Origin of the sequence: Streptomyces sp. NPDC096176, assembly GCF_044763255.1 — a bacterium.
Taxonomy (GTDB): Bacteria; Actinomycetota; Actinomycetes; order Streptomycetales; family Streptomycetaceae; genus Streptomyces.
Window position 1 is genome coordinate 85510 of sequence record NZ_JBIWFV010000006.1, and the last position, 25702, is coordinate 111211.

The following is a 25702-nucleotide window of genomic DNA, read 5'->3' on the forward strand; positions in this document are numbered from 1 at the left end:
ACGACAGAGGGCGGACAGTTCTTGCGAGAGCGGTGGTGGGGCGAGGTCCCGGCGCCGCCGGCTCAGCGCAAAGAGCTCACCCGAGTGCCGTCCGCCAGACGGCCGTTGAGCTCGGGACGGGAGCCCGCACGGGCTCGGACCGCCACCACATGGCCCGCAGCCTCCCCCTCGACCCCGCTGCCGGAGACGGTGACGGAGGTGAGCTGCCGACTGCCCGCCGCCAGCACGTACCACTGCCCGGCCTGCGACTTCCACAGCACACCCGCGAGCACCCGCGGCCGGCGCACCCCGCACGACGGCGAGTCCTGCGCCCTCGCCGCGACCGCGCCGGGCTCGCCCGGCCGTACGGCGGGTGCGTGGAACTGGGCCATCACCCTGCTTCCCGTGCCCCGCCAGGTCTCGGCGCGCGTACACACCCAGGCGGCCGTGCCGTTCGCCTCCGGCAGCCGCTGCCATGCGTACTGCCAGGAGTTGACGCTGCGTACCCCGTGTGCCCGTACGCCCGGCAGCAGGCACGCCGTACGCGCCCAGGACTCTCGCGCGGCGGTGCCCGTGACGTTCTTCGGGGCGTCGGGCGGTCCGTGGGTGAGGTGCGCGGGAATCAGTTCGCCGAGATCCGTCACCAGCCGGACCGCGCTGCCGTCGTCCAGCTCCAGCGCCTGCCATGTCCGGCACCCCTCTTCGTGCGCGGGGGTCGGCAACCGGTCGGTGAGGCCGCTCGCGTCCCGGCGCAGCGGTTGCGGCCGCCCCGCCGGGTCGAGCAGGTCCGAGGCCGCGACTCCGCGCACCCAAGGGGCGGTCAGATAGCGGACGTTGTCCGGCCGGCGCGCCGCCACGAGCGCGCCGGAGACGGCGGCGTCCGCACCGTCCGCGCGCGCGAAGTCGAGCGCCGCACCGCCCGGCGCGTCCCGCGCCCCGATCGCCTCGGCGTAACGGACCACGCGCAGCCCGTCGTACAGCAGGACGACACGCGCCCGGTCCACCGTGCCGGCGAACAGCAGGTGCGGCGGCCCCATGGGCGGCCCGGACGGTGTGCCGGGAGTCGAGGAGACCCGTACCGCGTCTCCGGGCGCGGCCCAGGCGGCGAGCGCCCGGCCCAGCAGAGCGCGGTCCCGGGCGAGCGGCCCGCGGGCCGGCCACACCGAGAAGTCCCTGCGGGTGGAGTGCTTCCACGCAGTGGGGGAGACGCGCACCAGCCTGCCCGGGTCCAGCGCCGCCTCGACAGCGGCATGACCGGCGTACGGCCCGCTTCCGGCGTTCGCACCACCGTCGCCGGGCAGCAGGAGCAGCGTCCCGCACACCGCGAGGGCCGCGGCCGCCACCAGGGCCGCCCTGGCGTGCCGGCGGCGGCGCAGCAGATCGGTGGGCCGCACCTGGAGCGAGCACGCGTCGAACTCGGGCGAGCCCAGCAGTTCCGCCGCGCGCCCCCCGTCCTTGTCCCGGGCCTCGCCGGCTTCCGCCGTCGCCGCCTCCGGGTCCGCGACCCCGGCCCTGGTCAGTGCCTCGTGCACCTGGCGTTCGGGCGTCTGCTCGAGGCCGCTCAGCACATAGGCGGCTCTGCCCGGACCGGAGAGCGCGGCCAGCCGCTGGTCCAGGGCGAGTGCGTCGGCGCCGCCGGACCGGGGGAAGACCCGCAGGCCCCACACATGCGGCAGCAGCGGCGGCAACTGGGCGCGCCGCGGCCAGGCACGGCGCCGCAGCGGCAGGGCCGCCTCCAGGGCCTGGCGCAGCACCCGGTCGCGCACGTAGGCGTAGCCGGGGTCGCAGGCGCCCTGTGGGCGGCGGGCACGGGGCACGGCCGGCGCCGGGGCAACGGCGGCCTGCTCGCCCCGGGGGAGCGAACGCTGCACGACGGCGTGCGCGGTCAGCACACGGCGCCCCTGGCCCAGCGCGGACGGCAGCACCAGATAGGCGATCCGTACGAGGTGGGGGTAGTGCTCGAGGAGCGCCGCCTGTGCCTGCCCGACCTCGACATCGACCGCTGCCGCGGTTTCGGTTCCCGGCCCGGCGGGGTCGGAGGCGGGGGAGCCTGCGGACGGGTTGGCAGGCGGGACGAGGTCGTGTGGGCGCACGTTCAGCAGAACGAGCGAATCGTCCTATGGTCACCAGGCATTGCGGCGCAGAGTGGTGGTCGTGGGACGCCGGCGGCAGGGTGTGTTCAGGCCGGTACGACGAGCCGTTCACGGATGCGCGCGAGCGCCTCGGCCGTGACACCGAGGCCCTCACGCACGTATTTCTCCATCGAGCCGTAGCGGGCGTCGACCTCGTCCAGCGCCGCCCCCAGGTAGTCCGGAAGCACCCCGATGATCGCCAGTGCCGTCTCCGGTTGTCCTCCCTGCACGGTGTATCCCTCGACGAGCGGCGCGAACGCCTCGCGCACCGCCGCGTTGACGGACATGTACTCGGCCTCGACCGTCTCGGGCGTCGCTCCGAGCAGGGTGAGCACGATCGTCGCCGCCCATCCCGTCCGGTCCTTGCCCGCAGTGCAGTGGAACAGCAGCGGGCCGAAGTCCGGGTCCGCTACCTCGTTCAGGAAGGCCCGGTAGGACGCGCGTGCCGAGTTCGTCGTCACGAACGCCCGGTAGACGGCGCCGAACATCTCCGGTCCCCGGCCGCCGCCGAGTTCCTGCTCGGCGACGGCCGGATCGGCCAGCAGCTGACGCAGCCGGGCCGCCGCCGGCATCCGGCCGGAGGCCACCAGGTCGGCCAGGACGTCCGCGAGCAGCAGCCGCCCGTCCTCGGGAACCCGGTCGGGGCGGGCCTCGCGTTCCTGACGCGTACGGAAGTCGACGACGGTACGGATGCCGAGGGCGGCGACGGCCGGGTCCGAGGCGGCGTCCATCCGGTCCAGCTGCCCGGAACGGAACAGCAGACCGCTGCGCACCGAACGGCCGCCGGGCAGTGGCGTGCCGCCGAGATCGCGGAGGTTCGCGACGGTGGTGGAAGGGATCGCGTTCATGATGCGGAATCTAGGCCGCAGCGGACTCAGTCGGCCTCTGCGACACCGCCCGTCACGGACCAGCCGCTGAACCGCACCGTGCCGCGGGCCCCGCTGCCGCCGTTCGTGGCGCTCATGAAGAGCCCGGCGTCCTGCGTCGTCGCCGCCCCCGGCACGGACACCGTGGCGACCGTCCGCCAGGTGGGGCCGCCGTCGGTGGAGCACGCGCCGGTGAACGACGCCCCCGCGCCCCGGGTGAGCCGCAGCAGTACCGGAGCCTTGAGGCTCGTGACGCGCCGGTAGGTGTCGAGGGTGCCGTCGCCGTTGGTGTCGTACGACATCACGACACCCTGACCAGGGGTGACGGCCAGATTGAGGAAGCCCGCGTCGCCGGTGGTCGCGAGCGAGTTGCGCACGACGATGCCCGCCCTCGCCCAACTGCCGGTGTTGTCCTGTGCGTCCACCCGCAGCAGTACGCTTCCGCCTTCGACGAGCGCGCCCTCGCGGTAAGCCGTGCCGAACTGCGCGGTGCCTCTCCACAGGTCGTTGCCGGCGCCGTTGATCGCCAGCCGGTCGCCGATCTGCCCGAAGACGGCCGCGTTGGACGTGAACGTACGCCACTCGGGGTCGAGGGGAGCGGCCAGGTGCACGCTGCCGCGTTGGGTGACCGCCACCCGTTCCTCCCCCCTCGGCCCGTACTGCGTGCGCAGCACGTACGGCATCGGCACGAGCGGCTCCGTCAGCGGCTCGGAGGGGGCGGTCACCCGCCACGACACCGTGCCGCTGCCGCCCGCCCGCACGCTTTCGAGGAACGGCTCGCCCTGCGGCTCGGCATCGAGGCCGGTCAGCCCGAAGTCGACCCGGCCGGTGGCCCGCAACCCGTTGACGTTGCGGAACGAGGCCCTGACCGTGCCGGTGCTGCCGGGCGTGAACGCCGCCGGCTCCACGTTCACCGTGACGAAGCCCTGGTAAGGGGCCCGGGCCAAAGTGTCGTACACGCGCCGGGCCGTTCGGTACGCGTCACCCGTCGGCCGGACCGGGTAGGCGCGGCGGTCCTTCGTCCACGCCTCCTCCGTGGGATACCAGTCGAACGACCTCGGTGGCCTGCCCTCCGCCATCGCGTCGGCCTGCTCGGTCAGGTACGCCTCCCACTGCGGGACGTGGACATCGCCCACCAGCCCCTGCCAGTCCCGGTTGGCGTAGTTGCTGAGCTGGTCGGCCGCGCCGCGGTCCGCCCACGTGGTGATCAGCGCGCGGGCGGTGCGCTCCAGTTCGACCGCCTCCGCGGGGCTGGTCGCCAGCCGCTTGGCGTCCTCGAGCCAAGGGCCCAGCAGGAACGAGCGGTGGCAGCCGGCCATCGTGTCGCTCAGCCGCATCAGCTTCAGCCACAGCGCCGTGATCGCACGGAACGTGTCCACGTCCTTGTCGAGGTGGGCGGCACGCAGTGGCAGCTGGAGCGTACGGGAGCGATTGGCCAGAGCCTGCCTGGCCAGGTCCGTCAGATCGAGGCGGTACGCGTCCGAGTCCCGCAGCGACGGCCGTACGCCCAGCAGCGCGGCGAACGCGCCGTCGAAGCCCGCCGGGTCGAAGGCCGTGGCCATCGACGCGGTCAGCGACGGGCGGCGGCAGAACAGCGAGTCGTAGGGGCGGCCGTCGGTACTGGTGAGCCGGTAGGCGGTGGCCGCCAGCGCGGCGAACGCGTCCCGTGCCGAACGGTCCTCGGCCCCGTAGCGCACGTCCGCGTACTCGGCGAACCACGCGTCCCTGTCGATCTTCTCCTCGCGCCAGGCCAGTTCGCTGAACAGCTCCAGGGCCGCCGGATCGCGCTCCGCGGCCTCCGGCATGTAGGCGGTGCCCACCAGTGCGCTGCCCGGCTTGTCTCGCCAGGCGGTGAACTTCTCCGTCCAGCGGTCGGTGTTCGCGCCGATCGTCGTACGGCCGCCGAAGTTCGGGATGGTGCCGAACGCGTACGGCGCCCCGCCCCACTCCTTCTCCCGGTCGGTGACGGTGTCCAGGTCGGACAGCCCGTCGACGATCAGCACCTTGTCCGTGTCGATGGCCTCGAGCAGCGCCGGGCGCGGGTTGGCCTGCCAGCCGAGGATCACCCAGGTCGCCGTGGGGCGCGCGGTCCGCAAGGACCTCTCCACCGCGCGGGCTGCCTCCGGCACCGGCACATCACCGGCCGTGCCGCCCTCGTGCAGCAGATCCATTTTGAAGTGGTCGACCTCGCCGAACAGTTCCCGCTGGTGCCGGTAGAACGCGGCGGCCACGTCGGCGAACGACCGCGTCCGCGGGTCCAGCCAGTCGGGGCGCCGCAGGCCGTTCCAGGTGCCCTGCCCGATGACCCGGGCGTCGCCCGGGTTGCGGGCGACGAAACCGTCGGGGACGGTGCCGAAGTAACCGGGCAGGACGGGGTGCATGCCCAACTCGCGCAGCCGGTCGGTGATCCGCCGGCCCAGGTCGGTGCGGCGCTCGATCAGGGCGGGCGAGAGCGGGCCGCCGTACTCGCTCATGTTCTGCAGCAGCCACCAGGGCTGATGGGAGGGCGCGGGCAGCCAGGTGCGGGCCTCCGTGTCCGAGTACCCGAAGTCCGTCAGCAGCCGGTGGTAGACGGCTTCCTGGCCCGGCGTCACCAGCACCTCGTTGCAGCCGTGCAGGGCGAGCACGTCGATCAGCCGCTCCCAGCGTGGCCAGTCGGCGTACGGGGCGGTGTAGCCGTCGTGCGTGTCGTTGTACGCGAACCGGTGCGGGACGGTCGCGCTGCGCTCGAGCGCGCGGCGGGTCCCGGGCAGCCGGCTGGGCAGATCCAGCTGGGAGCCGGACCACGAGATGTGGGCCAGGCAGACGTACTTGAGGTACCAGTGCACCCCGGTCAGACGCACCGCCGGGCTGGTGCCGGCGACCTCGATGCGGCCGGTGGTGCCGGTGACACGGAAACGCTCCGGGCCGGCCAGCGCCGTGAGCCGGAACTGGTCGGCGTGGTCGGGGAGCAGACGGCGCAGCGCCGCGAGGGCGGGATCGGAGGCGGGTGCGGTGTCGGGCTCCGCAGCCGGCTCGGTGGCGGGTTCGGCAGGCACCGCGGGGGCGGGCACCGCGGCCGCGGCGGTGGGTCCGGCGAGCACGGCGCCGGCTCCGACCGCTCCGGCGGCTCCCAGCAGCGTACGTCTCGACAGCTCGTTCATCGGCAGCTCCTCTGTGTTGCTGGGGCGACAACAGATGCGTGCGGAGCGCAGGTTACCCGTGGTTCGGCTACCCGAAGAGGGCGCGGAAGGGCACCATGGCCGGATGCGGACGAGTACGAATTCGAGCACATGGCGGGCGGCGCGGACGGGACTGGCAGTTGTGGTCCTCGCGCTGGCGGCGGCCTGCGGGTCAGGCGGCGACGACGACGGGCGTGTCGCGGCCGATGAGGACGCGAAGGCGCCGAAGACGGCGACCGGCACTCTGGAGGAGCTCGCGCGCCGGGCGGACTGCCGGCCGAACATCCAGACGGACGCGGACGAACTGCGCCAGGCCAACTGCAGAACGGGCGACGGCAAGTACGTCCTGGCGACCTTCGCCACCGACCGCGGTCAGCGGGAGTGGATCAATGAGGCCAACGACTACGGCGGCACTTACCTGGTCGGCCGCAAGTGGGTCGCGGTAGGCGACGAGAAGGTCGTCGCGGCCCTGCGCGACCGCCTCGGCGGCACGGTGGAGACCGGGGCGCAGCACGGCTCGGGCGGCAGTGGCGACGGCCACGGGGAGCACGACCAGGGCCACGCAGGCGACACCGGCGGCGGCACGAGCGACGAGGACCACGCAGGACACCACGAGGGCTGACACGCCCAGCAGTTACACACAGAACGTCGGGCCCGGCCGGGCCGGTCCGGAGCACCGGACCGGCCCGGAGCGGCCCTGCGCCATCGACGTCCGCAGACGACAAGGCCGGGCCTGCCTGGAAATCTCCAGGCAGGCCCGGCCTCTGCCGTTCAGGGACGGGTCACTGGCAACGACGGCCGTCGTTGATGCAGTCCACCATCTCGTCCATCAGGTTCTCGTCGAAGACGTTGATGAAGTCCCCATGGTCGGTGATCGGCTTGTGCAGCTGCTCGGGGAACGAGTCGACTGCGAAGACCGAGGGGTTCTGCCCGTCGAAAACCGGCGGCGGCACGTCGTAGACGATCCGCTGCACCAGCTGAGGGATGGCCTGGAAGCCGTTCGGGCAGCTGCCGTTCGCCTGGGCGAAAGCGACATGGGTGCGGTGGTTCGCGCTGTCGGTGTTCTGGCCGTCCCAGCAGCTCTGGAACTTGAAGCTGCGCACGACCTGGCTGCCTTCGGGGCAGATCGGGTACTTGTCCTTCAGCTGGCGGTCCTCGAATCCGGTGCAGCTCCAGGAGGCGTTGGCATTCGCGTCGCCGTTGGTGAAGGACTTCGCGTCACCGGTGATGATGCGGAGGAACTTCGGCATGGCGGTGACCTTGCTCCCCGGATTTCCGACGAACGTCAGCGTGACCTGCGCAGGTGTCTGGATCTCGCCGACGTTCTGGTCGTTGCCGCCGCCGTCGACACCGGCGTCGAACTCGTTCTGACCGTTCTGCACGCGCAGCACGGGCCAGTAGTAGGTCGACTTGTCGCCCTGGTTGTTGCAGGTGGTGTCTCCGTTCGCGAAATCGTCGTCACTGGCGAATGCGTCATTGGCCTGGTTGCCGACGTAGTCGTGCATGTGGTGCGCACCGTTGCTCACACCGGGGGCGGCGATGACATTGTCGGAATTGAACTTGCCGTTCTCGTTCACGCCGCAATTGGTGACGAAGGTGCCCCGGGAGGCGCCGCGGCGCTTTCGCGGGTTCTGGACGTTCGGCTGGACGGTCTGGATGTCGACGAAGTCGCCGGCCGCGGGGCCGTTGCCCGCTTGGCCGCCGTTGCCGTTGTTCCCGCCGTTGTCGTTGCCCTGGTCGCCGCCGTCCTGGCCGCCGTCCTGGCCCTGGTCCTGACCCTGGTCCTGACCCTGGTCCTGGCCGCCGTCGCCGTTCTGGCCGTCGTTCTGACCGTCGTTCTGGTCCCCGTTCTGGCCGTCGTTCTGGCCCTGGTCCTGACCGTCGTTCCCGCCGTTGTCGTCACCGCGCAGCGTGCACGGCGCAGTCGCCTCGAGACCCTGGGGCCGTTCGGCCGAGCGGTCGATCATGGCGACGATGCGCTGGATGATCACCAGCCGTTCGTTCTTCAGCGGTGTGAGGATCTCGTTCTGCGCATAGTTGCGGTCGCTCTGGACCCGCTCCCTGTTGTCGGCGAACCGCTGGTAGTACGTGGTGATCTGGTTGTCCAGCGTGGCGAGTTCGCGGTCGACTGCGAAACGCTGGTCGTCGGGTACTTCCTCGATGGAATTGACGACCTCCGGGCAGTCGATGGTGGAGACCGGCTGCCCGACACTCTGGGTCCGGTTGTGGCTTCGCTGGCCCCAGCCTTCGCCGGCGGATGCGTAGACATTGGCTGCGACCAGCCCACCCCCGCCCAGAATGAGGGCAGCCGAAGCAGCGATCGCCCGGTTTGCCAGCGTTGAGCGTTTTCTCGATGTGCGTCCCATGGAACTCCAATCCCGGGGGAGGGAAGTAGCGCGTCGTTCCATACGGACACCGTCGACCGGGCGTTCAGCGGTGTGCAGAAATCGTAGAAGTCTCCAGCCTCAAACCGTTTGGACCACGACGAAAACGGGCACTACCCGGCAGACTTCCGCGGCTTGCCGTCGGCGGTCCTCGGCCCTTCCTCCGCCCTTCCCCGGGGGCTCAGCCCTGCGCCGTGAGGCGGAGGTCGAGGGCGCTCCTGGGCTCCCGCAACCGGCCCACCCCGAAGCACCCCGTCCCGAAGTCCCCGACCCCCCGGCCGGTCCGGGTCCCCTGACGGATGCCACCACGCCCCCGGCTGCCACCCCGCCTCGGGGCCCCCGGGGCGGGGCGGCACCGGCGGGACTCACCCCCCGAGCAGCTTCACCTCCACCTCCGGCGCCAGCCCCACCGGCGGCCGGTCCGGGCGCTGGGGCGCCGTGCCGCCGATCGACGTGAGCCACGCCCACGTGTCCTTGACCGTGTCCATCGCCGGGCGGCACCGCAGGCCCGCCGCCAGCGCACGCCCCACCCCCGCGCGGTGCAGCGCACCATGGGCCGGGTCGCTCTGCGGGATCCAGATCGGCAGGTCCGACCACGGCGCGACGCCCGCGGCCAGGATCGCCTCCGCCGGTGTCCATGTGAGCCGCCCCGCCGAGCCCGTCACCGCCACGCACGCCTCGAGCAGTTCGCCCATGGTCGTGTGCCCCGGCTCACTGGTGAGGTTGTACGGCCCGCTGAGCCCCGCCTCCGCCGCGTCGAGCGTCCAGTCGGCGAGGTCGCGTACGTCGACGAACTGCAGAGGCGTCTCCCGAGGGCCGGGCGCCAGCACCTCGCCGCCACGCGCGATCCGCCCGAGCCACCACGGCAGCCGGCCGATGTTCTCCCACGGGCCGAGGATCAGCCCCGAGCGCACCAGCAGCGAACGGTCCTCACCGATGGCGTCCAGTACCGCCAGTTCGCCGCCGCGCTTGGCCTCGGCGTACGGCACGTCGCCCGCGCCCGGGGAGCCCTCCACGACCGGGGCGCTCTCGTCGTAGCCGGCCGCCGGCGGCCAGACGTACACCGAGCAACTCGACACGTAGACATAGCGGCCTACCCGCTGCTCGAGCAGTTGCGCCGTGTCCCGGACGGCGGACGGCGCGCCCGACCAGGTGTCGACGACGAGGTCCCATACGCCGTCCGCGAGCGTGGCCAGGCCGCCGCCGTCCTCGGCGGTGCGGTCGCCGATCCGTGTGGTGACACCGTCCGGCGCCGCGTGCCGTCCGCGGTGGAAGACCGTCACGTCCCATCCGCGGGCGAGCGCCGACTCGGCCACCGCCCGTCCCGCGAACTCCGTACCGCCCAGAATCAGTAGCTTCATGATCCCGACTCTGCCCCGCGGCCGACTGCCGGGGAAAGCGGTTCTGCTGCCGGGAGAACAACCCGTACCCGCAGTCACTCTCCCGGACCGGGACGCGGGATGGCAGCATGTGCGGACGATGACGGATGCCCGGTCGCCCCTGCGCGCCCTTCGGGCCGCGCTTTTCGCGGCGGTGGCCGTCGTCCTCGCCGCGATGGGGCATTCGTCCCTGTCTGCGTACCCTCTGCCGCCCTCCGTGCTGCTCATCGCGCTCTGCGTGACCTGGGCCGGTGGCTGGCTCGCGGCCGGCCGCCGTCGCGGTGTCCGCTCCATCGGCGCGGGGCTGCTCGCCGTGCAGGGGGCGCTGCACCTGATCTTCTCCGGCGGGCAGCCGTCCGCCGCGCACCACCACGGGCACCAGCGCGTGGACGTGTCCACCGACCTCGCCGCCGACAGCGGCATGCTCGCCGTGCACCTCGTCGCCGCCGTCGGCTGCGCGTTGTGGCTGGCCCATGGCGAAGCCGCGCTCTTCCGCCTCGCGCGCACTGCGTTCGCGGCCGCCTTCACCCCGCTGAGACCGCTGCTCACCGCCGTACGGCTGCCCGAGCCGCCCGAGTCGGCGCCCCTCCCGGCCGCCCGGCCGAGCAGCCTCCACGGTGTCGTCCTCGCGCACGTCGTCATCCGCCGCGGCCCGCCCGCGCCCGCCGTCCCCCGCGCCACGGCCTCCGGAGCCGCCATCTGACCCGGGGGCCGCCCTCCCCATGTCAGAAACGACTCCCGAGGACCGTTATGTCCATTGACGCCCCCGATCAGGGCACCGTACCGAAGGCCGAACCCGGCCCGGCCGAACCGAAGTCCACTTGGGGCGCGCTGCGCCCGCTCGTTCTCCGGCTGCACTTCTACGCAGGTCTGCTGATCGCGCCGCTGCTCCTCCTCGCCGCCGTCAGCGGCCTGCTCTACTCGCTGTCCTTCCAGGCGGAGAAGTTCGTCTACCGCCACGAACTCACCGCTCCGGTCACCGGCCCGTCCCTCCCGCTCGAGTCCCAGGTCGACGCGGCACGCAGGGCCAATCCGGACGGCACCGTCACCACCGTGTGGCCGCCGTACGAGGACGGGGCGACGACCCGCGTCCTGATGACCGACCCCGGCGTGGAGGAGGGCAAGTCCCTCGCCGTCTTCGTCGATCCGTACACCGCGGAGATACGGGGTGAGCTCCCCTCGTACGGCAGCTCCGGCGCGCTCCCGCTGCGGGCATGGCTCGACGAACTCCACCGTGACCTGCATCTGGGCGACTTCGGCCGCAACTACAGCGAGCTCGCCGCCAGCTGGCTGTGGGTCGTCGCACTGGGCGGGCTCCTGCTGTGGTTCGGACGCCGACGCCGCACCAAGCGGGCGCTGATCCTGCCCGAGCGCGGTACGACCGGGCGCCGCAGGACGCTGTCGTGGCACGGTTCTGTCGGACTGTGGGCCGTCGCCGGCCTGGTCGTGCTCTCCGCCACCGGCCTGACCTGGTCCCGATACGCGGGCGAGAACATCGGCGCGGTCCAGGACCAGTTGGGCGGCGCCACCCCCACCGTCTCCGCCGCGCTCGAGGCGGGCGCCGACGGCGGGGACGGGCACGAGGGCCATGGCGGCACCGGCCACGGAGCGGAGCACAAGGGCGCGGACGTCGGCATCGACAACGCCGTGGCCGCCGCCCGGGGCGTCGGCGTCGACGGCAGGATCGCCGTGACACTGCCGGCCGACGGCAGCGGCTACGTCGTCAAGGAGACCGACACCCAGTACCCGGTCCACCTCGACTCCGTGGCCGTCGACCCTGCCGACGGCCGCGTCATCGACGAACTGCGCTTCGACGACTACCCGTTGCTCGCCAAGCTGACCCGCTACGGCATCGACGGCCACATGGGGGTTCTCTTCGGCCTGGTCAACCAACTCGCCCTGGCCGCCCTCATGGTCGCCCTGATCCTCCTCATCGTCTGGGGCTACCGCATGTGGTGGCTGCGCAGGCCGACGAAGGAACGCAGGCTGAGCGCCGGCCGGCCCATGCCGCGCGGCGCCTGGCGCAAGGTGCCGGTCACTGCGCTGCTGCCGCTTGCCGCCGCGACGGCCCTCGTCGGCTGGTTCGTGCCGATGCTCGGCATCAGCCTGCTGATGTTCCTCGCCGTCGACATCACACTCGGAGCTGTCGCGAAGGCACGGGCCACGTCCGTTCCCCAGGGGACGGATTCCTGACGGTCTCTGACGGATTCCTGACGGATTCCTACGGGACGTACTTGTAGCCGACCCGCCGCACCGTCTTGATCGTGCGGCGGTGCTCGGCCCCCAGCTTGCGCCGCAGTCGCGCCACATGCACGTCGACGGTACGGCCGTCGCCGACGTGGCCGTAGCCCCACACCGTGGTGACGAGCTGGTCGCGGGTGTGCACCCGGTGGGGGTGCGCCACCAGATGCGCGAGCAGCTCGAACTCCAGGTACGTCAGGTCCAGTGTCCGCCCGTCGACCTCGGCGGTGCGCTGCGCCGCGTCGATCAGCACGGGGCCCTCTGCGGTGCCGGAATCCTTGACCGGCGTGAGCGGCGGCTGCCGGTCGGCCGGCACGAGCACGAGGTAGCCGACCATCGGTGGCTGCCCCGGCAGCGTGGGCAGGGTGTGCTGCGGAGCGGGCAGCCAAGTCGCCCCGGGGGGAAGGAGATCGGCGACGTCGACGGCCTCGTCACGATCCACGGCACGAAGACGGTGGCGGCCGGCGGGGGCCTGCAGGGTCGCGGTGGGGACAGTGGAGACGGATCGGGTGTTCGCCATGACAGATCAGCTCTTTCGCGCGGAAGGGAGACGGACGCAGTACGTCGTGCGCGCGGGCCGAAGACCGGGATGAGCGGCGTTAAAGGGCCGGCGCGTTCACCGCGCGGCAACACACCCGGTCGAAGTCATGGTGCTGTCGGGAAGGCCAGAACGGCTCGAGGTCGGTGCGACCCGTCGCGACGCTCCTCTGATTCCTGACCATGCCCCTATTCAAGCAGACACAACGCGCCCGCAGCAGACTCCTCTCACACGTTGATACGTGATCCGGCCAACGTTCCCGGCTCCTGGCCGCGCGTGGGCGATCCCGCCGAAGTCCCCGGCTGCTGGCCGTGCGTGGGCAGCAGGAAGGGGGCGTCCGCCTCGTCGGCGGACGCCCCCTTCACGGAGCTTCAGGCGCTCAGACCTGGCCGGCCTTCTCCAGCGCCGAGCAGCAGGTCTCCACCAGCAGGCGGGTCACCAGGTACGGGTCGACGTTGGCGTTCGGGCGGCGGTCCTCGATGTAGCCCTTGCCGTCCTTCTCGACCTGCCACGGGATGCGGACCGAGGCGCCGCGGTCGGAGACGCCGTAGCTGTATTCGTTCCACGGGGCGGTCTCGTGCAGGCCGGTCAGACGGTCGTCGATTCCCGCGCCGTAGTTCTTGACGTGGTCGAGCGGCTTCGAGCCCTCACCGAGCGACTCGCAGGCGGTGATGATCGCGTCGTAGCCCTCGCGCATCGCCTTCGTGGAGAAGTTGGTGTGCGCGCCCGCGCCGTTCCAGTCGCCCTTCACCGGCTTCGGGTCCAGCGTCGCGGAGACCTCGAAGTCCTCCGCGGTGCGGTACAGCAGCCAGCGCGCCACCCACAGCTGGTCCGCGACCTCGAGCGGGGCGAGCGGGCCGACCTGGAACTCCCACTGGCCGGGCATGACCTCGGCGTTGATGCCGGAGATGCCCAGTCCGGCCTGGAGGCAGTTCTCCAGGTGGGCCTCGACGACGTCACGCCCGAAGATCTCGTCGGCGCCGACGCCGCAGTAGTAGCCGCCCTGCGCGGCCGGGAAGCCGCCCTCGGGGAACCCCAGGGGGCGGGAGCCCTTGAAGAAGGTGTATTCCTGCTCGATGCCGAAGATCGGCTCCTGCGTGGCGAACTGCCCGTAGACCTCGGCCAGCGCGGCACGGGTGTTGGACTCGTGCGGCGTCATGTCCGTGTTGAGGACCTCGCACAGCACGAGGATGTCGTCGCCGCCGCGGATCGGGTCCGGGCAGGTGAAGACCGGATTGAGCACGCGGTCCGACGCGTGGCCCTTCGCCTGGTTGGTGCTGGACCCGTCGAAGCCCCAGATGGGCAGCTCGTCGAGGCCGGCGGCGGAGCCCGTCATGATCTTCGTCTTCGAGCGAAGTTTGGCGGTCGGCTCAGTGCCGTCGATCCAGATGTACTCAGCCTTGAAGGTCACGGGGTCTCATCCTTTGCGGGTGCAGCGGTATGCCGCGCAGCTTGGCAATACGCGATTTCCCGGCCGTTGCCCGTTTGTGAACCCCACGTTACGCAGAGAAAGGCGTGCGTCGGGAGCGGCGTGTCGGGCGTGCTTCCCGCACCGTCCCGTGCTTGTGCGGCAGCACCCGTGCTCCGCCTCGAAGAGCCGGAACGTCCCAGATGCGCGAGACCTGCCTGTTCCGCCGCCGTGCACACTGGTGCGCATGACGAAGCAGACGCAGCAGCTGCGTATCGGGCTCCTCGGTGCCGGGCCGTGGGCGGAGAGCACGCAGGCCCCGGCGCTGGCCGGTCACCCGGATGTCGTGTTCAGCGGAGTGTGGGGGCGGCGGCCCGACGCGGCCGCGACGCTCGCCGACGCCCACGGCACGGCGGCGTTCACCGGTGACGACGGCATCGATGCCCTCTTCGCCGTCAGCGACGCCGTCGCCCTCGCGCTGCCGCCGGACGTCCAGGCCCCGCTCGCGGCCCGGGCCGCGGCGGCGGGCTGTCACCTGCTGCTGGACAAGCCGGTCGCCACGGACGTGGCCGCGGCGCGGGCGGTGGCAACGGCGGCCGAGGACGCGCGCGTCGCGTCGGTGGTGTTCTGCACGCTGCGGTTCGCCGCGGACACGGCGCCATGGGTGGCCGAACAGGCCGCTGAGGACGGATGGTTCACGGCGCACGCGCAGTGGCTCGGCTCGCTGTACGCGGACGAGGGCTCGGACAGCCCGTTCGCGGCGTCGCCGTGGCGTCGGGAGAAGGGCGGCCTGTGGGACGTGGGCCCGCATGCGCTCTCGGCGCTGACCCCGGTGCTGGGCGATGTGACAACGCTGTCGGCCGGCCGCGGCCCCGCCGACACGGTGCATTTGGTGCTGCGGCACGCCTCGGGGGCGTCGAGCACCGTGACTCTGGGCCTCAGCGCGCCGGGGAAGGCGGCCGGCACGAGCCTGGTGCTGCTGGGCGAGCGGGGGAGGGCGGAGCTCCCCGACGGGTGGGGCGACCCGGTGGACTCGTTCCGCACGGCCGTGGACGCGCTGCTCGAGGCGGTACGGACGGGCAAGGCGCACGACTGCGACATCCGCTTCGGGGTCCGGCTCACGGAGATCCTGGCGGAGGCGGAGGCGCAGCTGGCCGGGGAGGTGCCGTAGGGCCGACGGGGGCCGAGACGGAGCCGGGGAGGTGCCGTAGCCGCAGGTCCGGCGGGGGGCGTTACCGGGGCCTGCGGCTACGACGGCTGGGCGGCCGCGCGGTCAGGACGGTCGTCCGCAGGCCGCCGCCGGGTGTGCGGCCCGGCGGCAGCTCCTCCTGGGACAGTGGATGGGGAGGCCTACTGCGGTACGCGTCCTTGGGTCCGGCGGCCGGATCGGATCAGCCGACGCGCTCGATGCGCGCGTTGCGGATCAGGAACTTGCCCGCCTCGCGGACCTGTTCGAAGGCGGCGTTGTTCAGCAGGGCGCAGCTGCCGGATACCGAGGTGACCTCGACCGTCGTGGACTTGTCGTTGTCGAGGTTGGTCACCTTGAGCTGGGTGCCGACGGGGAACTCGCTGCTGGACGCTGCCGGTGCGCCGCCCTCGCCGGAGAGGGTGACGGTCGAGCCGGCGCAGACGACCTCGCCGGCCGCGCCACCGCCCGCGTTGCCGGCCTCCTCGCCACCGGCTTCCTCGCCCCCGCCCTGCTCGCCTCCTGCCTGGTCCTCGCCCTGGCCGCCGCCCTGCTCTGCGCCCTCCTCTGCGGGCGGCGCCTCGGCCGGCGGCTGTTCGGCGGCCGGGGGAGCCGCCGCCTGGCCGCCGTCTCCGCCGGCCTCACAGCCGGCCGCCTCCTGCTGGACCTTGATCTGCGCGATCACCGCCTCTCGGTTGGCGATGCGTGCCGCCGACTGGGCGTCGGGATTGGCCCGTTGCCCGGCAATGAAGGTCTCGTTGTTGCGGATCGCCTGAGCGAGCCCGTCACAGGCCACCGAGGCCTGACTTGTCCCGGTCATGACAATCGCAGTACCGCCGACCATGGCCGCGGCGCCGACGAGCAGGGCGATCTTCTTCTTGCCGCTGAGGGTCTTCTTGCGTGACACGTAAGGGCTCCTGTCCCCGGCCGCGGGGGCGGCCGGATGGTTCCTTGTGCCGTTACGTACGAGTAGCCGTCGCCGCCTGCTCACCGGACGCACGGGCCACTTCCTTAACTTTCCTTAAGGTGCCGGCAGTTCACCTCGGAGGCGGCTCACCTCTGCGGCGGCCCGCTCCAGCGGCAGGTCACTCCGGCGGCAGCGCCCGGCACAGCGCGTCGAGCGCGTCCGCGGACACATGCTCGGGTGGTGTCGCGTACCCGGCGACCAGCCCGTCCCGCCCGTGCGGTGCCTCCCGTCCACCCTGTCTCCGCGTCCCGCCCGCGCAGGATGCAGGTAGGCGGCCAGTCCCTCGACCGCGAGCCCCTGTCATGCCGCGGCCTTGACAACGGCCCGCTCGTCCCCGGCGGCCGTTCGAGCACGGTATGCAGGGTTCCGCCGGAGAGCCTCCCGTCAGCCGCGCCCCATCGCGTCCCGTACCGCCTCCGCCGTACGCCCCACCACCGCGGAACCGTCGTCCGCCGTGATGATCGGACGCTGGATGAGCTTCGGGTGCCCGGCGAGAGCCGCGATCCATTTGTCGCGCGAACCGGCCTCCCGGGGCCAGTCCTTGAGTCCGAGCTCCTTCGCCACGGCCTCGCCGGTGCGGGTGATGTCCCACGGTTCGAGGCCGAGCCGTTCGAGGACGGCGCGGATCTCGTCCTCCGTCGGCACGTCCTCGAGGTAGCGGCGCACGGTGTACTCGGCGCCCTCGGCGTCGAGCAGTTCGACGGCGCTGCGGCACTTGGAACAGGCGGGGTTGATCCAGATCTCCATACGCTCCACGGTACCGCCCATGAAGCGGTCAAACGCCGTCTGGCCAGGGCCGATTGTCAGTGGCCGCCAGTAGAATGAACAGTAGTTCGGGATGGTCCCGCCACCGCGCCAGGAGGTTGCCGATGGCCGTTGCCACACTCACGACGAAGCCCCAGACCCCGCTCCAGAAGAAGCCGCTCCCGGCCGGACAGCCACGCGAGTGGTACGTGTCCCACAACCGCCGGCTGAAGGCCATGCGCCTTGCGATCGCCCTGCTCGACTCCGGCGTCTACCACCCGGCGACGGCGGACAACCGCCGGATACGGGCGACGGCGGAGCGGATCGGTGCCCACGCGCCGTCCGACACGACATGCCGGATGGTGAGGGCGCTGATCCGCTACGGCCGTTGACCGATGCTCAGGAGACGGGGCGCCGGGGGTCCGGCGCCCCGTTCTCGTACCACCGCGCCTGCACCGTGTCGCCGACCGCCAGCGTGCCGTCGCGCACCACGGCGGTCTTCGCCCCGAAGCTGACCTTGTTGTCGTATGCGGGCTCCCGCCGGTAGGTGGCGAGCGTCCGCACCGGCTCGGGACCGGCACGGCGCCCCGTGCGCTGGTCCACCAGCGGCACCGCGCACCGCATCGCCCGTACGGAGTGGGCGAGTTGCACACCGCCGAGCTCCAACCGCCGCATCCGGTCCTCGTCGTGGGGCTCGGCGCAGCCGTCCAGGACGATGTTGGCGCGGAAGCGGTCCATCGGCACCGGTTCTCTTCCCGCGGCCTCGATCCGGGCGTTCAGTCGGTCCAGCGAGGCCTGCGAGACCACGAGCACGGCATGTGCGTCCGCGTACGCGACCTTCCCCGGCGTCTCGCCCCAGCCGTCCCGGTCGAAGCCGTCCGGCACCCGCACCAGCCGCAGCTTCTCACCGAGTGCGTCGGACAGCCACTCGGCCGCGGTGTCCCCCTGGTCCACCGCGTGGCCGACCGGCTTGTCGAACAGGCTCACCGGCCGCCGTTCGCCGTCCGGGTCGACGGATACAAGAAGGCTCTCCGACCCCTCCGCGCTCAGCCGCAGGGACCGCCCGCCGTCGACGATCTCGGGCCGGACCGCGGCCATGCCCGGCAGCACGCGCTGACTGCGGAAGGTGCCGTCGACGGCGTCGACGACCATGAACGTCCTGTCGTGCTCCAGCCCCATGACGCCGACCCGCGCCGCCCGCACATCGGTACCGGCGCAGCCCTTGACCGGGTAGTACGTCAGCGTCTGCACAGTGATCCCCATGCCGCCCGAGCGTACCGGCCTGCGCGGTCCCGGCCCGGCGGTCACAGCCGGGCCTCGAGCCGCGCCCTGGTGGAAGGCCACTCGTCGGCGAGGATCGAGAAGTACACGCTGTCCCGCCACGTCCCGTCCGGCCGCAGCCGGTGCCGGCGCAGCACGCCCTCGCGCCGGGCACCGAGGCGCGCTATCGCTGCCTGCGAGCGTTGGTTCATGTGGTCGGTCTTCAGCTGGACGCGCCCCATGCCCAGGTCTTCGAAGGCGTGCGTGAGCAGCATCAGCTTCGCCTCGGTGTTCACCGCGGTCCGCCAGTACGCGCGCCCGTACCAGGTCCACCCGATCTCCAGGCGCTCGTCGTGCACGCTGACGTCCAGAAACGTGGTCCATCCCACCGCGCGCCCGGACTCGCGGTGGATGACGGCGAACGGCACGTACCTGCCCTGTCCGGCCTCTGCCAGCAGCTCGCGGAGCTTGTCGCCCAGCTCCTCCTCGGTCTGCGGCGTGGGCCCACCCTGCCAGCGCCACACGTCGTCGTCCTTCCCGCCCGCGGCGAAGAGGTCGGGAAGGTGCCCTTCGGTGAGCGGCTCGAGCCGCACATGGCGGCCGGTCAGAGTCACGGGGGAGGGGGTCTTGGCAGGCATGGCCTCAACCTAGCCGGACTCTGCACTAGCCGCAATCAAATTATGTACTAGTGCATAACGGGGCAGGCGTCCGGAGTCGTCCCGAGTTCGGTCCGGAAGACGCGGGAGAGCTGCCGCTCCCCGAGGTGAGCGGCCTCGGCGAGATCCGCCACGGTGATCGGCTGTCTCGGGTTCTCGTTGACGTAACCGGATCTCCTCGATCCGGCGGGTGGTGGAGATCAGTGGGCGTGGAGCATGTAGGTGTTCTCCAACTCGTCCTGCACGACGGTGGCCTTCTTGTCGACCGTCCGCACGTGCAGGTCCTGATCGGGGGTGTGGGTGCGGAACCGCCAGCCCTTCGGGAGCTGCAGCCGGTCGCCGAGGGAGGCAAGGGCCTCCATGGTCTGGCTGTCGTCCACGGTGTGCGAGTACGCCTGCAGGACATACGTCCGGCCTTCGGCGTCGGTCAGCGCGTACGTGGGCCTGCCGGCCTTCAGGACGTACTCCGTGTCCCGGTCCACCGTGGTGGCCACGTAGTGCTTCCTGCCCTGCCCCGCGGTGACGTCGACGTCCGGCGGGATGCGGACCTCGGCCGCCCAGCGGGCCTCAAGGCCGTCGAACTTCTCGACATCGCCCCAGGCGTACGTGGTGACCTCGTCGATGGTCCAGAACCGTGGCCCGTTCAGGAACACGGCAGGGACGCCGAACTCCGCCGCCAGGGCGCCCGCATCAAGCGCGTTCCACTTGTCGAGGGGGCAGTCATTGAGGCCGTAGGTAGTGTAGACGGCCGCCTTGAGACCGCCGCGCTCATCCGGCGAGATGAGCAGGACCTCGCCGTAGCGCTCGTCGCGCATACCGCTCTGGTGCCGGGACGGCTTCGCCGGGTCGGACATGGCTCCTCCTTGTCACGGCCCCTCGCCCAGGGCTGCGGGAGCCGGGGCTGCGGGCCGGCGCCCGCCTACAGGCGGGCCCGGGGCGTGACGTGCGTCGACTTGCATCCAGGTCAGCACACCCGGGGCGTTGCCGCACGCCGTGGCCGATCTCGAACCACACCGTCTTCCCGATGCCGCCCTGCTGCGGGTACGCCCTCCATGCGTCCGCGAGCGCCGCGACGAGCGAGGTATCGGATGCCTGTGTCCTTCTGCAGATTGCTCGACAGCCTGGATCTTCGCGTCGAGCTCCGGTGTTTCAAGCCGCCCGGTTCTGATGGCTCGGTGGGTCGCGACGCGGTGCCGGCCGAGGCCTGGGCACCACTGGCGCAAACGGCCGTCGACCGCGCCCTTCCAGCGAAGGAAGAGCGCGGCCGACGGCCCACAGACGGTCCAGGTCAGCTCTCTGACCTGTGGCGTTCTTAAATGTCGAAGTAGAGCTCGAACTCGTGCGGGTGCGGACGCAGCTGGATCGGCGCGATCTCGTTCGTGCGCTTGTAGTCGATCCACGTCTCGATCAGGTCGGACGTGAAGACGCCGCCGGCCTGCAGGTACTCGTTGTCCGCCTCGAGGGCGTCGAGGACCGCCGGGAGGGAGGTCGGGACCTGCGGGACGCCCGCGTGCTCCTCGGGGGCCAGCTCGTAGAGGTCCTTGTCGATCGGCTCGGCCGGCTCGATCTTGTTCTTGACACCGTCAAGGCCCGCGAGCAGCAGCGCCGAGAAGGCGAGGTACGGGTTGGACGACGGGTCCGGGGCGCGGAACTCGACGCGCTTGGCCTTCGGGTTCGAGCCCGTGATCGGGATACGCATCGCAGCGGAGCGGTTGCGCTGCGAGTAGACCAGGTTGACCGGGGCCTCGAAGCCGGGGACCAGGCGGTGGTACGAGTTCACCGTCGGGTTGGTGAAGGCCAGCAGCGACGGAGCGTGCTTGAGGATGCCGCCGATGTAGTAGCGGGCGGTGTCCGAGAGGCCCGCGTAGCCCTGCTCGTCGTAGAAGAGGGGGGAGCCGCCCTGCCACAGGGACTGGTGGACGTGCATGCCGGAGCCGTTGTCTCCGAAGATCGGCTTCGGCATGAAGGTCGCGGTCTTGCCGTTGCGCCAGGCGACGTTCTTCACGATGTACTTGAAGAGCATCAGGTCGTCGGCCGCGGCGAGCAGCGTGTTGAACTTGTAGTTGATCTCGGCCTGGCCGGCGGTGCCGACCTCGTGGTGCTGGCGCTCGACCTGGAGGCCGTTCTTGTCCAGCTCCAGGGAGATCTCCGCGCGGAGGTCGGCGAAGTGGTCCACCGGCGGGGCCGGGAAGTAACCGCCCTTGTAGCGGACCTTGTAGCCGCGGTTGTTCTCCAGCGCGCCGGTGTTCCAGGCGCCCGCCTCGGAGTCGATGTGGTAGAACGACTCGTTCGCCGAGGTCTGGAAGCGCACGTTGTCGAAGACGTAGAACTCGGCCTCGGGACCGAAGTAGGCGGTGTCGGCGATGCCGGTGGACGCGAGGTACGCCTCGGCCTTCTTGGCCACGTTCCGCGGGTCACGGCTGTACTGCTCGCCGGTGATCGGGTCGTGGATGAAGAAGTTGATGTTGACCGTCTTGTCGCGGCGGAAGGGGTCCACACGCGCGGTGGACAGGTCCGCACGGAGCGCCATGTCGGATTCGTGGATGGCCTGGAAGCCGCGGATCGACGAGCCGTCGAAGGCAAGCTCCTCCGTCGGGTCGAACGCCGCAGCCGGGATCGTGAAGTGCTGCATCACGCCCGGGAGGTCGCAGAACCGGACATCGATGAACTTGACGTCCTCGTCCGCGATGAACTTCTTCGCGTCGTCGGCGTTCTGGAACATCCAACTCCTCCTACTCCCACCCGGGAGGGGCGGGGTTGCAGCTCGTCCGTGAGGCCAGTGCGGTGGCACACGCTGGTCTCGACCGTAGGCGGACGGGATTTCTCCAGCATGACCCATTTGTTTCGTCGAAGTTAACCGGACGGAAGTCACGGAGCCGGATCGGCCCCGGGCGCAGGAGGGTGAAACCGGGCACAGTACCGTGGACGGGTGGACAACAGGCAAGCAATCGGATCGTGGCTCTCCGGGCCCCGCGCGGCGGCCGAGGGCATGGGCGTCGACTTCGGATACCGGGGTCAGCGGCTCGGACTGCCGGAGACGGGACCGGGCTCCGTCGCCCCTCTCGGGCGGCGCTTCGTGGCGCTCTTCATCGACTGGGGACTGTGTTTCCTGATCGCATACGGACTGTTCGCGGGTGGTGACCGGCAGGCGGCCGGCAATTGGGCCCTCGGCATCTTCTTCGTGCTCAGCATGCTGACCGTGGGGACGGTCGGGTTCACCCCCGGCAAGCGCCTCCTCGGCCTGCGGGTCATCTCCGAGAACGGCGGACGCCTCGGCACCGGCTGGGTCGTCGTACGCAGCGTGCTGCTGTGCCTCGCGATCCCGGCGCTCATCTGGGACCGCGACGGCCGTGGCTTGCACGACCGCCTCGCCCGCGCCGTGCAGGTGCGGATCTGAGCGTGGGTGAGGATCTGAGCGACGGGCACTGCCCGGGACCAAGCGCATGAACGAGGCAGGCGGCCGGGACATCGTCCCGGCCGCCTGCCTCGTTCGGTCGTTCGTCGCGTCAGCGCATCTTTCCGCCGCGCGGCATCCGCATGCCCTTCGGCATCGGACCCTTCGGCAGCGGCATGTTGCTCATCAGGTCGCCCATGGCGCGCAGTCGGTCGTTGGTCGACGTCACCTGGGGGCCGGTGAGTACCCGGGGGAGCTTGAGCATCGTGGTGCGCACCTTCTTCAGCGGCACCTGGCCCTCGTCGTTGCCGACCACGATGTCGTGCACGGGGACGTCCACGACGATGCGGTTCATCTTCTTCTTCTCTGCCGCGAGCAGGGCCTTCAGCCTGTTCGGGTTGCCCTCCGCCACCAGCACGATGCCGGCCTTGCCGACCGCGCGGTGCACCACGTCCTGGTTGCGGTTCATCGCCACCGCCGGGGTCGTGGTCCAGCCGCGTCCCACGTTCTGCAGGACCGCGGCCGCCGCGCCCGGCTGGCCTTCCATCTGCCCGAAGGCCGCCCGCTCCGCGCGCCGTCCGAAGATGATCGCCATGGCCAGAAAGGCCAGCACGAACCCGAGGATGCCCAGGTATACGGGATGGCCGATCAGGAAGCCGATCCCGAGGAAGACACCGAAGGTGACGATGCCCACACCCGCGACGACAAGACCGACCTTCGGGTCGGCCTTCCGGGTCATCTTGTACGTCAGAGCGATCTGCTTCAGTCGCCCCGGGTTCGCAGCTGCGTCAGCGCTGTCTGAGTTTGCCTTCCTCGCCATACGTGGAAGTTTACGTGGCCTAAGAAGTGCGGGCAGCCACGGCCTCCAGTACGTGCTGGGCCTCGACCCGGTCCTTGGCCCTGCGGCGGTCCTCCAGGACCGCGGTCCACGCGTTGCGGCGGGCGGTGCGCTGGCCACCGGAGAGCAGGAGGGACTCGACGGCGCGCAGCGCGCCGGTGACGGACGGGATCGGGTGGGCACTGACGTGACGTACCGGCGCGGCCTGCATGGTGAAGGTTCCCCCTCGGGGTGAGCGGCGATGAGTGGGAGCTGTGCGTGAGTTCAGCGTCACTGATTGGTGTTACCAGGGCGTGACCGGGTGGTCAAACGCTGATGAAGGACAAAATCGCGGGTCGCGTACAGCCGGAAAACGCCGACGCGGCCCGTACCTCGCCCCCGACCTGCGGGGAGGGTGCGGACCGCGTCCAACTGGCCGTTACCGGCCGGTAGTTGCTGTGCTTGACTTCACACAGCCTTGGCGACCGGGGCTGCGGCGCCGGCTCCACGGGCCTCCATCGCCTGCTGGAAGAGACGGCCGGCCCGGTACGACGAACGGACCAGCGGCCCCGACATCACACCGGAGAAGCCGATCTCGTCGGCCTCCTCCTTCAGCTCCACGAACTCGTGGGGCTTCACCCAGCGCTCCACCGGGTGGTGGCGCACCGACGGGCGCAGGTACTGCGTGATGGTGATCAGTTCGCAGCCCGCGTCGTGGAGGTGCTGCAGCGCCTCGCTGACCTCCTCGCGGGTCTCGCCCATGCCGAGGATCAGGTTCGACTTCGTCACCAGCCCCGCCTCACGGGCGCGCGTGATGACCTCGAGGGAGCGCTCGTAACGGAAACCGGGACGGATCCGCTTGAAGATCCGCGGCACGGTCTCGACGTTGTGCGCGAGCACCTCGGGGCGGGAGGAGAAGACTTCGGCCAGCTGCTCGGGCACCGCGTTGAAGTCGGGGATCAGCAGCTCGACCTTGGTGTGGCCGCTCTCGCGGTCCGCCGTCATCGCGTGGATCTGGCGCACCGTCTCCGCGTACAGCCAGGCGCCGCCGTCCTCCAGGTCGTCGCGGGCGACGCCGGTGATCGTGGCGTAGTTCAGGTCCATCGTGACGACCGACTCGCCGACCCGGCGGGGCTCGTCACGGTCGAGGGCCTGCGGCTTGCCGGTGTCGATCTGGCAGAAGTCGCAGCGCCGGGTGCACTGGTCGCCGCCGATGAGGAAGGTCGCCTCGCGGTCCTCCCAGCACTCGAAGATGTTGGGACAGCCCGCCTCCTGGCAGACCGTGTGCAGACCCTCGCTCTTGACCAGTTTCTGCAGCTGGTTGTACTCGGGACCCATCTTCGCCCGGGTCTTGATCCACTCGGGCTTGCGCTCGATGGGGGTCTGGCTGTTGCGGACCTCCAGACGCAGCATCTTGCGTCCGTCGGGTGCGACTGCGGACACGACCGGCTCCCTACAGCTTCGATTCTTCGGCGAACACCAGAGTACGCCCGTTAAAAGTGCGGCATTACGTCTGGCCAACCCATGGCCAGAGGGACGCATTCCCCCGGTGCCCTCGGCAGGCGTCAGACGGAGGCTTTCTCGGCCTCCTGCGGCACGGCCTCCTGCTGCACGACCTCCTGCTGTCCGGCCTCCTGCTTCTCGGCTTCCGGCCTCTCGATCTCGCGGGGCCGCGGCTCGGCGCTCTCCAGCACCTCGCGCAGATGCCTCTCCAGAACCGGGAGCACCTCCTCGATCGTGATGTCGCGACCCAGCTCGTTCGCCAGCGAGGCGACGCCCGCGTCGCGGATGCCGCAGGGCACGATCCGGTCGAACCAGGTGTTGTCCGGGTTCACGTTCAGCGCGAAGCCGTGCATCGAGACGCCCTTGGCGATACGGATGCCGATCGCGGCCAGCTTGCGGTCCTCCCGGCGCTGGCCGGCGTTGGAGGGCGCGTACTCCGGCCCGCTCAGCCGCGGGTCGAACTCGTCGTCCTGAAGGCGGGGATCGAAGTCCAGCGACAGCCCGCCGATCGCGGGCCGCTGCTCCAGCGGATCGCCGAGGACCCACACACCGCTGCGGCCCTCCACCCGGCTGGTCTCCACGCCGAACTCGGCGCAGGTCGCGATCAGCGCGTCCTCGAGACGCCGTACGTGCGCGATGACGTCCACCGGCCGGGGCAGCTTCAGGATCGGATAGCCCACCAGCTGGCCCGGACCGTGCCAGGTGATCTTCCCGCCGCGGTCCACGTCGACGACCGGCGTGCCGTCCAGGGGGCGCTCACTGTCCTCCGTGCGCCGGCCGGCCGTGTAGACGGGCGGGTGCTCCAGCAGCAGACAGGTGTCCGGGATCTCGTCGGCGAAGCGGGCGGCGTGGACCTCGCGCTGCTTCTGCCATGCCTCCCGGTACTCGACTGCCTTGTCGCCGAACCCCAGTCGGACGAACCGCAGCTCACTCACGGCTGTGCCTCCCTAGAACCTCCGCCCGGCGGTGAACCGGGCCCCAGTCACTGTACGGCGGGTGGAAACAAGGCGGCCGGGCAGGTCGACGCCGTCAGCCCCATGGTCAGCACCGGCATCAATCCTCACACGATCGGATGAATGTGGGGCGA

At 71.1% G+C, this 25702-nt stretch carries 24 protein-coding genes; 6 read left to right on the forward strand and 18 right to left on the reverse strand.

Features of this window, described 5'->3' with window-relative positions; genetic code table 11:
* Positions 1–62: 62 nt before the first annotated feature.
* The 3 genes from ACIQ7Q_RS18055 to ACIQ7Q_RS18065 form a co-directional block, all read right to left on the reverse strand.
* Positions 63–2072 carry a hypothetical protein gene (locus tag ACIQ7Q_RS18055; protein ID WP_403862405.1) on the reverse strand — a complete coding sequence of 670 codons (2010 nt, stop codon included), beginning with the start codon at positions 2070–2072 and terminating at the stop codon, positions 63–65.
* 86 nt (positions 2073–2158) lie between these two features.
* Positions 2159–2959: a tyrosine-protein phosphatase gene (locus ACIQ7Q_RS18060; protein ID WP_403862408.1), complete on the reverse strand. Its 801-nt coding sequence runs from the start codon at positions 2957–2959 to the stop codon at positions 2159–2161.
* A 26-nt stretch (positions 2960–2985) separates the two neighbouring features.
* Positions 2986–6120, reverse strand: a complete 3135-nt coding sequence (locus ACIQ7Q_RS18065; protein ID WP_403862410.1) for an alpha-N-acetylglucosaminidase — start codon at positions 6118–6120, stop codon at positions 2986–2988.
* Between the two features lie 103 nt (positions 6121–6223).
* Here ACIQ7Q_RS18065 and ACIQ7Q_RS18070 point away from each other — a divergent pair, with 103 nt between their 5' ends.
* Positions 6224–6760, forward strand: a complete 537-nt coding sequence (locus tag ACIQ7Q_RS18070; RefSeq protein WP_403862413.1) for a hypothetical protein — start codon at positions 6224–6226, stop codon at positions 6758–6760.
* 160 nt (positions 6761–6920) lie between these two features.
* On the opposite strand, the gene ACIQ7Q_RS18075 is transcribed toward ACIQ7Q_RS18070, so the two are convergent.
* Together ACIQ7Q_RS18075 and ACIQ7Q_RS18080 are read right to left on the reverse strand one after the other, a co-directional pair.
* Positions 6921–8504, reverse strand: a complete 1584-nt coding sequence (locus ACIQ7Q_RS18075) for a DUF1996 domain-containing protein (protein WP_403862416.1) — start codon at positions 8502–8504, stop codon at positions 6921–6923.
* Positions 8505–8887: 383 nt separating this feature from the next.
* A complete protein-coding gene (locus ACIQ7Q_RS18080; protein ID WP_403862419.1) occupies positions 8888–9883 on the reverse strand; it encodes an NAD-dependent epimerase/dehydratase family protein in 996 nt (331 codons plus the stop codon).
* A gap of 118 nt (positions 9884–10001) precedes the next feature.
* On the opposite strand from ACIQ7Q_RS18080, the gene ACIQ7Q_RS18085 reads away from it, so the two are divergent.
* Entirely contained in the window at positions 10002–10604 is a 603-nt protein-coding gene (locus tag ACIQ7Q_RS18085) for a hypothetical protein (RefSeq protein ID WP_403862422.1), read from the forward strand.
* Between the two features lie 47 nt (positions 10605–10651).
* Positions 10652–12094 carry a PepSY-associated TM helix domain-containing protein gene (locus ACIQ7Q_RS18090; protein WP_403862425.1) on the forward strand — a complete coding sequence of 481 codons (1443 nt, stop codon included), beginning with the start codon at positions 10652–10654 and terminating at the stop codon, positions 12092–12094.
* Between the two features lie 28 nt (positions 12095–12122).
* Here ACIQ7Q_RS18090 and ACIQ7Q_RS18095 read toward each other — a convergent pair whose 3' ends face one another.
* A complete protein-coding gene (locus ACIQ7Q_RS18095; protein WP_403862428.1) occupies positions 12123–12662 on the reverse strand; it encodes a winged helix-turn-helix domain-containing protein in 540 nt (179 codons plus the stop codon).
* Positions 12663–13059: 397 nt separating this feature from the next.
* Complete coding sequence (glnII, locus tag ACIQ7Q_RS18100) at positions 13060–14091, reverse strand: glutamine synthetase (protein ID WP_403862431.1); 1032 nt, start codon at positions 14089–14091, stop codon at positions 13060–13062.
* A 244-nt stretch (positions 14092–14335) separates the two neighbouring features.
* On the opposite strand from glnII, the gene ACIQ7Q_RS18105 reads away from it, so the two are divergent.
* Positions 14336–15259, forward strand: a complete 924-nt coding sequence (locus tag ACIQ7Q_RS18105; protein WP_403862434.1) for a Gfo/Idh/MocA family protein — start codon at positions 14336–14338, stop codon at positions 15257–15259.
* A 220-nt stretch (positions 15260–15479) separates the two neighbouring features.
* On the opposite strand, the gene ACIQ7Q_RS18110 is transcribed toward ACIQ7Q_RS18105, so the two are convergent.
* A complete protein-coding gene (locus ACIQ7Q_RS18110; RefSeq protein ID WP_403862437.1) occupies positions 15480–16181 on the reverse strand; it encodes a hypothetical protein in 702 nt (233 codons plus the stop codon).
* Between the two features lie 444 nt (positions 16182–16625).
* Positions 16626–16988 (reverse strand): arsenate reductase family protein, encoded by a 363-nt coding sequence (locus tag ACIQ7Q_RS18115; protein ID WP_403862440.1) that lies wholly within the window; start codon positions 16986–16988, stop codon positions 16626–16628.
* 122 nt (positions 16989–17110) lie between these two features.
* On the opposite strand from ACIQ7Q_RS18115, the gene ACIQ7Q_RS18120 reads away from it, so the two are divergent.
* A complete protein-coding gene (locus ACIQ7Q_RS18120; RefSeq protein ID WP_403862443.1) occupies positions 17111–17377 on the forward strand; it encodes a hypothetical protein in 267 nt (88 codons plus the stop codon).
* Positions 17378–17384: 7 nt separating this feature from the next.
* Here ACIQ7Q_RS18120 and ACIQ7Q_RS18125 read toward each other — a convergent pair whose 3' ends face one another.
* The 5 genes from ACIQ7Q_RS18125 to glnA form a co-directional block, all read right to left on the reverse strand.
* On the reverse strand, positions 17385–18248 hold the full coding sequence (locus tag ACIQ7Q_RS18125) for an MOSC domain-containing protein (RefSeq protein ID WP_403862445.1): 864 nt from the start codon (positions 18246–18248) through the stop codon (positions 17385–17387).
* Between the two features lie 41 nt (positions 18249–18289).
* Positions 18290–18883: a GNAT family N-acetyltransferase gene (locus ACIQ7Q_RS18130; protein WP_403862448.1), complete on the reverse strand. Its 594-nt coding sequence runs from the start codon at positions 18881–18883 to the stop codon at positions 18290–18292.
* Positions 18884–18930: 47 nt separating this feature from the next.
* Positions 18931–19035 carry a hypothetical protein gene (locus ACIQ7Q_RS18135; RefSeq protein ID WP_403862450.1) on the reverse strand — a complete coding sequence of 35 codons (105 nt, stop codon included), beginning with the start codon at positions 19033–19035 and terminating at the stop codon, positions 18931–18933.
* Between the two features lie 66 nt (positions 19036–19101).
* The gene (locus ACIQ7Q_RS18140; protein ID WP_403862453.1) at positions 19102–19755 is read right to left on the reverse strand and encodes a hypothetical protein; all 654 of its coding nucleotides are present in this window, start codon (positions 19753–19755) and stop codon (positions 19102–19104) included.
* 458 nt (positions 19756–20213) lie between these two features.
* Entirely contained in the window at positions 20214–21623 is a 1410-nt protein-coding gene (gene glnA / locus ACIQ7Q_RS18145) for a type I glutamate--ammonia ligase (RefSeq protein WP_403862455.1), read from the reverse strand.
* 207 nt (positions 21624–21830) lie between these two features.
* Here glnA and ACIQ7Q_RS18150 point away from each other — a divergent pair, with 207 nt between their 5' ends.
* Positions 21831–22298, forward strand: coding sequence for an RDD family protein (locus tag ACIQ7Q_RS18150; RefSeq protein ID WP_403862458.1), 468 nt, complete (start codon positions 21831–21833; stop codon positions 22296–22298).
* Positions 22299–22407: 109 nt separating this feature from the next.
* On the opposite strand, the gene ACIQ7Q_RS18155 is transcribed toward ACIQ7Q_RS18150, so the two are convergent.
* The 4 genes from ACIQ7Q_RS18155 to lipB form a co-directional block, all read right to left on the reverse strand.
* Positions 22408–23115, reverse strand: coding sequence for a DUF4191 domain-containing protein (locus ACIQ7Q_RS18155; RefSeq protein WP_403862461.1), 708 nt, complete (start codon positions 23113–23115; stop codon positions 22408–22410).
* 19 nt (positions 23116–23134) lie between these two features.
* A complete protein-coding gene (locus ACIQ7Q_RS18160) occupies positions 23135–23344 on the reverse strand; it encodes a hypothetical protein (protein ID WP_403862464.1) in 210 nt (69 codons plus the stop codon).
* A gap of 236 nt (positions 23345–23580) precedes the next feature.
* Entirely contained in the window at positions 23581–24555 is a 975-nt protein-coding gene (gene lipA / locus ACIQ7Q_RS18165; RefSeq protein ID WP_403862466.1) for a lipoyl synthase, read from the reverse strand.
* Positions 24556–24677: 122 nt separating this feature from the next.
* A complete protein-coding gene (gene lipB, locus ACIQ7Q_RS18170; protein ID WP_403862469.1) occupies positions 24678–25550 on the reverse strand; it encodes a lipoyl(octanoyl) transferase LipB in 873 nt (290 codons plus the stop codon).
* Positions 25551–25702: the final 152 nt, after the last annotated feature.

Coding starts and splice junctions, on each gene's coding strand:
- ACIQ7Q_RS18160 (WP_403862464.1), bottom strand. CDS start 23,344: ATGCAGGCCGCGCCGGTACGTCACGTCAGTGCCCACCCGATCCCGTCC.
- ACIQ7Q_RS18065 (WP_403862410.1), bottom strand. CDS start 6,120: ATGAACGAGCTGTCGAGACGTACGCTGCTGGGAGCCGCCGGAGCGGTC.
- ACIQ7Q_RS18070 (WP_403862413.1), top strand. CDS start 6,224: ATGCGGACGAGTACGAATTCGAGCACATGGCGGGCGGCGCGGACGGGA.
- ACIQ7Q_RS18130 (WP_403862448.1), bottom strand. CDS start 18,883: ATGCCTGCCAAGACCCCCTCCCCCGTGACTCTGACCGGCCGCCATGTG.
- ACIQ7Q_RS18105 (WP_403862434.1), top strand. CDS start 14,336: ATGACGAAGCAGACGCAGCAGCTGCGTATCGGGCTCCTCGGTGCCGGG.
- ACIQ7Q_RS18095 (WP_403862428.1), bottom strand. CDS start 12,662: ATGGCGAACACCCGATCCGTCTCCACTGTCCCCACCGCGACCCTGCAG.
- ACIQ7Q_RS18085 (WP_403862422.1), top strand. CDS start 10,002: ATGACGGATGCCCGGTCGCCCCTGCGCGCCCTTCGGGCCGCGCTTTTC.
- ACIQ7Q_RS18060 (WP_403862408.1), bottom strand. CDS start 2,959: ATGAACGCGATCCCTTCCACCACCGTCGCGAACCTCCGCGATCTCGGC.
- ACIQ7Q_RS18090 (WP_403862425.1), top strand. CDS start 10,652: ATGTCCATTGACGCCCCCGATCAGGGCACCGTACCGAAGGCCGAACCC.
- ACIQ7Q_RS18125 (WP_403862445.1), bottom strand. CDS start 18,248: ATGGGGATCACTGTGCAGACGCTGACGTACTACCCGGTCAAGGGCTGC.
- ACIQ7Q_RS18155 (WP_403862461.1), bottom strand. CDS start 23,115: ATGGCGAGGAAGGCAAACTCAGACAGCGCTGACGCAGCTGCGAACCCG.
- ACIQ7Q_RS18140 (WP_403862453.1), bottom strand. CDS start 19,755: ATGTCCGACCCGGCGAAGCCGTCCCGGCACCAGAGCGGTATGCGCGAC.
- ACIQ7Q_RS18080 (WP_403862419.1), bottom strand. CDS start 9,883: ATGAAGCTACTGATTCTGGGCGGTACGGAGTTCGCGGGACGGGCGGTG.
- glnA (WP_403862455.1), bottom strand. CDS start 21,623: ATGTTCCAGAACGCCGACGACGCGAAGAAGTTCATCGCGGACGAGGAC.
- ACIQ7Q_RS18120 (WP_403862443.1), top strand. CDS start 17,111: ATGGCCGTTGCCACACTCACGACGAAGCCCCAGACCCCGCTCCAGAAG.
- ACIQ7Q_RS18115 (WP_403862440.1), bottom strand. CDS start 16,988: ATGGAGATCTGGATCAACCCCGCCTGTTCCAAGTGCCGCAGCGCCGTC.
- ACIQ7Q_RS18075 (WP_403862416.1), bottom strand. CDS start 8,504: ATGGGACGCACATCGAGAAAACGCTCAACGCTGGCAAACCGGGCGATC.